The sequence below is a fragment of the Herbaspirillum sp. UBA812 genome, assembly GCF_002296545.1.
Taxonomy (GTDB): domain Bacteria; phylum Pseudomonadota; class Gammaproteobacteria; order Burkholderiales; family Burkholderiaceae_D; genus Herbaspirillum; species Herbaspirillum huttiense.
The window spans coordinates 1-2,276 of sequence record NZ_DBIC01000187.1 but is presented as its reverse complement, the minus strand read 5'-3'; the positions used below and the strand labels follow the sequence as shown (position 1 = coordinate 2,276).

Here is a 2,276-nt window from a genome sequence, read left to right as displayed (position 1 = left end):
CGGCCATGCAGAGAGGAATGGAGGAGCCCGGCGACAACGCCAGGCCAGGTGCGCAGGATCTCAGTCCTTCCTGGCAAACCACTTGTCGGTCAGCGCATCGTAGGTGCCGTTCATGCGCAAGGTCTGCAGGGCCTTGTTGAGATGCTCGACCAGCGCGGTATCGTTCTTGCGCAGGGCAAAACCATACAGTTCGGTGGTCAATCCCTTGTCCAGCACACGTACCAGCGGCTGGGTGCGGGCATATTCGACGGCGGCCGGACGGCCGGTCACCACCGCATTGACGCGGCCGGTGGCCAGCAGGTCGAACATGGCCTGGTTCTTTTCCACTTCCACGCGTTCCACGCCGGGGAAGTTGTCACGCAGATAGCTCACCGATTTGGTGCCGACCTGGACCGAGACGCGCTTTCCCTTGTTCAGGTCTTCCGGCACCTTGATGCTGTTGTCGTCACGCCGCACCAGCACGGCCAGCCCACCCCGATAGTAGGGATCGCTGAAGGTAACCACCTTGCGGCGCTCGTCGGTCATGTAGATGGCCGAGGCAGCGATGTCGAAGCGGTTGGAAATGAGGCCGGGAATCAGGCCCTTGAAATCGATGTCGATCCACTGGATCTTCTTGCCCATGGTTTTGGCCAGGGCTTCCATCAATTCGATATCGAAACCGGTACGTTTGCCATCCTTGACGAATTCCATCGGCGGGAAGGTGGCATCGGTACCGACACGGATCACGTTGTCGGCGGCACGGGCGGCAGGCGCGGCCGCCACCAGCAGAAACAGGCTGGCCGAGACGGCGCACAGCAGGCGGGAAAGCTTCATCATGAGTTCCTCGGTAGAAACGACGACATGGACTGGACGCCGGGGTACCGGCGTGATGGATTATTCATCCCTGGGCCCGGATGGGGCCCTCCCGCGTCCAGCCAGCACCGTCTCTCCGGACGGCGCAGCCTGACTGGCTTAAAAACGATTACATATGCGCTGGGCGGACTCCACCGTCATGCGGACCAGCTCCTGTTCGCGGTTACCCACGCGCAGGGCCGGAGCCATCAGGGTGATGGTGCCTTCCAGGCGGCCATTGGAAGTCATGATGGGTACCGAGACGCCCCACACGCCCAGGTCCACTTCGCTCTCGCTGATGGAATAGCCGCGACGGCGGATCTCATCGAGCTGTGCTTCCAGCGCGGCGGCTTCCTCGGGCTTGTCGCCCAGTTGGTCGGCCACCAGTTTCTGTTGCAGCTTGCGTGGCATGAAGGCCAGCAGGCTCTTGGCCGATGCTCCCTTAAGCAAGGGATGTGCCCGGCCCTTGGTGAAGGAACAGCGCAGTGGCTGGTCGCTTTCTTCCATGGCTATGCAGACCATCTGGCCGTTGATCGGCACCAGCAGGCCCACGCTTTCCCCGCTGCGCTGGACCAGCGAAATGATTTCCTCGCGGCTCTGGCTGATGAGGTTGGAGTTCTGGTCGAACCCCCACGCCAGCTGTACCCCGGTCGGCCCCGGCTCGAAGGTGCCGGAATTCATGTGCTCCTGCAACAGTCCCCATTTCTTGAGGGATGCCAGGTGGCGATAAACGGTACTGACCGGTTGTTGCACCATCGCAGCAATCTGCTTGGCACTGACGGGCTTGCCGGCACGGGCCACGCCGGCGAGTACGTGGAGAACGCGGTCAACTATGGTAGAGGTTTGTGGTGAGTCCATGGCGGCAATATAAGGTTAAATTCTCACTTTGGGCGAACGATTCCCGTATATGAGGAAATAAATAGAAAAATTTTGAGCTACTTTTTCATATATTCCCAGCGGGCGGCTGAATTTTCTCACCTGTAACGAAAATTGCCTCATGCTATTTTTTTACTGGGTAGTGCCGAAATTGTTTCAGTGTCGACACTTCTTCCCTTTTTAGGGCAAAGTGTTATGATTAAAGGCATCATTTTGAAAATATTGTCGACACGGCGAAAAACCCATGAGCGAGCTGATTGCACTGCCTGGTGCCGAACGTGACGGAGAAACCCTCTCCGAACACGTTTTTCGCAAAATCCAGAGCGCCATCGTGCAGGGCGAGATCGCGCCCGGCAGCAAGATTTCCGAACCGGAACTGGCCCGCACCTACGGCATCAGCCGAGGCCCGCTGCGCGAAGCCATCCACCGTCTGGAAGGCCAGAACCTGCTGGTGCGCGTGCCCCACGTGGGTGCTCGCGTGGTGTCACTGACCCTCGAGGGCCTGGTGGAACTGTTCCAGATCCGTGAATCGCTGGAAGGCATGGCTTGCCGCCTGGCGGCGCAGCGCA

Annotated in this window: 3 protein-coding genes; 1 reads left to right on the top strand and 2 read right to left on the bottom strand. The window is 59.5% G+C overall.

Going from position 1 to position 2,276, the window contains the following annotated elements:
- Positions 1–60: 60 nt before the first annotated feature.
- Both B3873_RS12515 and B3873_RS12510 read right to left on the bottom strand, forming a co-directional pair.
- Complete coding sequence (locus B3873_RS12515) at positions 61–813, bottom strand: glutamine ABC transporter substrate-binding protein (protein WP_084320297.1); 753 nt, start codon at positions 811–813, stop codon at positions 61–63.
- A 138-nt stretch (positions 814–951) separates the two neighbouring features.
- Positions 952–1,689: an IclR family transcriptional regulator gene (locus tag B3873_RS12510; protein ID WP_034332582.1), complete on the bottom strand. Its 738-nt coding sequence runs from the start codon at positions 1,687–1,689 to the stop codon at positions 952–954.
- 262 nt (positions 1,690–1,951) lie between these two features.
- Here B3873_RS12510 and B3873_RS12505 point away from each other — a divergent pair.
- Positions 1,952–2,276, top strand: a 325-nt coding sequence (locus tag B3873_RS12505; RefSeq protein WP_286866422.1) for a GntR family transcriptional regulator, incomplete at its 3' end; no start/stop codon positions are given.

Coding starts and splice junctions, on each gene's coding strand:
- B3873_RS12515 (WP_084320297.1), bottom strand. CDS start 813: ATGAAGCTTTCCCGCCTGCTGTGCGCCGTCTCGGCCAGCCTGTTTCTG.
- B3873_RS12510 (WP_034332582.1), bottom strand. CDS start 1,689: ATGGACTCACCACAAACCTCTACCATAGTTGACCGCGTTCTCCACGTA.